General features: G+C 35.6%; 2 protein-coding genes. One reads left to right on the top strand and one right to left on the bottom strand.

The window, feature by feature from the left end:
- A partial coding sequence (locus ACE198_RS27545) for a COG4705 family protein (protein ID WP_375377756.1) occupies positions 1–1,464 on the bottom strand: 1,464 nt, incomplete at its 3' end.
- Positions 1,465–2,131: 667 nt separating this feature from the next.
- Here ACE198_RS27545 and ACE198_RS27550 point away from each other — a divergent pair.
- Positions 2,132–2,341: a DUF5316 family protein gene (locus tag ACE198_RS27550; RefSeq protein WP_098573011.1), complete on the top strand. Its 210-nt coding sequence runs from the start codon at positions 2,132–2,134 to the stop codon at positions 2,339–2,341.
- The last annotated feature ends 209 nt before the right edge of the window (positions 2,342–2,550 follow it).

The following is a 2,550-nucleotide window of genomic DNA, read 5'->3' on the forward strand; positions in this document are numbered from 1 at the left end:
CTTGTTTCCATCAGGATTCGATGAACGAACCGCTGCTAATACAACATCAATTGTTCCATCAATTTTCGTCCATGTAGCTCCATCGATTTTTCGAAGCGTAGGTTCCTGTGTGTCCCATTGATGTTCTAATTCATCTGCCCCTTTTTTTGCTGAAGCAAAGTCATTTTTGTTTACAGCGTTTAGTATATCATTTTCGATTTTTGCAAAATTGTTTAAATGTCCAGATAATGTAGTTTGTGACGCACCCGGTTTTGATGTTGATTTATTTGCAGCTTTTAAGACACTATGTGAATGAGTAAGTGCTGTATTGCTTTGATTAACATTAGGTTTTGAAGAACGAACTGCCGCAAGTACAGAGTCAATTGTTCCATCAATTTTTGTCCATGTAGTGCTATCAATTTTTCGAAGCTTAGGTTCTTGTGTATCCCACTGATGTTCCAAATTATCAGCGTCTTTTTTTGCTGAAGCAAAGTCGTTAATATTTACGGCGTTTAGCATATCATTTTCAATTTTAACAAAATCGTTTAATTGACCTGCTAATGTAGCTTGCTCTGTAGCACCTTGTGATGCAATATTATTACTACGCCAGTTATAACCACCTATACCAACAACTAAGAAAATTAAGAGTACAACAATCGTTTGTTTTAGCACATGTTTCTTATTTCCATTTCTTTGGTTGGTTTCCGCTATATCACTTTTAGCATTTGTATCAATTTTTGAAACGGCAAGGAAAACGATAATCGCTAAAATAGTGATAAGAAAAATCACACTCGTAACGGTTGTCCCGAGTCCTAATCCACCATTTACTTTTGATTGAGATAGGTAATCTCCAATTGACGCTCCAAGTGGACGAGTTAAAATATACGCAATCCAGAAAGCTAATACTCCGTCAAGTTTCAAAAATTTATAAGCAAAGAACACAAGAGCTATAATAATAACAACGCCTATTCCTGTGTTAAGATAACCAAAACCAAGTTGTTCGGAATATAAATCGCCGACTGCAGTTCCAAGTGCAAAGGTGAAAAGGATCGTAAGCCAGTAGAAAACCTCTCTTTTTCTATTGAAAATAGAGTGGATCGATAGTGTTTTTTCACTAAGATACCATAATAGAAAAGTCAGTCCTAGTAGCACCGAGAAAGCAGCTGTACTAACCTCAAGTGGTGCGCCCATATTATCTGTCAAGTTATCCGTTACCAATGTGCCAAATACGCTTATAAGAACAACTGTTACCCAGTAAATCGCTGGAACATATTTGCTTGCTTTAAATTGAAGAAACAATGCAATAAAAAATGCAACTCCCATAATAATGGTAGTAAGAGTTAAACCAAGTCCAATGTTGAAATTGATGAAATCAGCAAACGTTTCACCAACAGTTGTACACAAAATTTTGATGACCCAAAAGAAAATCGTCACTTGTGGCACTTTGTTAAGTAAAACTTTCATTTTATTTTGGTTTTCTTGCATTTATAATTTCCTTTCTTTAAAGTGGTTTCCCACAACTTAGTTTTATTTCTCTCTATAGAAGGATACATATCCAAATCCAAGTATACATTTAGGAAGTCAGCGCTATCCTCCCATAATGGTTGCCATAATCTTGACGATTTCAAAAAAAGGGTGGAATGTGATTCTTTGCTTAATATTCACCTATCTGAAGTTTCAATATGCTCAGACAATGCCGAGTTTTTCGAAAAATGTTCTCATCTCCTTTTTGGAAGTAGTCATTCTTTCGATTTCATTTTTTCATTTGAGCTCTACTTCTCTACTATATGATAAATTGGAGGTCTATTTATTAATAACTGATTAAAATTAACTTAAATGTCTATTAAGGATAAGCGGCATTTTTCTTATTGGACTTACGGTCTAGGAGTGTTGAAGAAGGGAAAGTAATTTTTCATACTAGGATGAGGAAAGGATAGAAGGGATTATTTGAAGCTATTTTACCAGAAAGGGGAAATATTAAGCTTTTCAAGACCATCCCAATTGGTACAGTTCTTTTTTATATTAAGCAACATTCAATTGAAATTCCTGAATAAGCTAAAGGAGCAGTATAGCGGAAAAAGGAAAACTAATATGAAACAAAGATACCCTTAATGCGTATGTATTGGTAGGCGGTTAAAAAGGGGGCATTTTATTGTTTCAGTTTTTTCTAATTGTGGGGATAGTAGGTATTATTATTTCAGGTGTTTTTATCGGGGCTTGGGTTGATGGAGACCGTCAAAGAGGAAATTTTTATTCAGAAACCCCAGAAGACAGAAATTCCAGAACGAAAATAGCGTTAATATCTGGTTTTGTCGGTATAATTTCTTTAGTAATTTCTGGGTTAATTTATGTTAAAGGATAAGAATTTGAAGTTTTTGAAATAGTCTTCTTCAATTAACGGGTGCTTTGCTTCAATAAGGTGCAAGGCATTTTTCTTATTCAAGTAACGGAGCAGGTGTGCGGCCGAGCCTAGGTCGTATCATATAGCGGGTGGGAATCCCGCCGAGTAAGAACTAGCCATTCGCTCGTAGCGAGTCTTGGAGGGCTAAAGGTAACTTTAGTCTTTAAGCG

The organism is Neobacillus sp. KR4-4, assembly GCF_042136325.1.
Classification (GTDB): Bacteria; Bacillota; Bacilli; order Bacillales; family Cytobacillaceae; genus Neobacillus.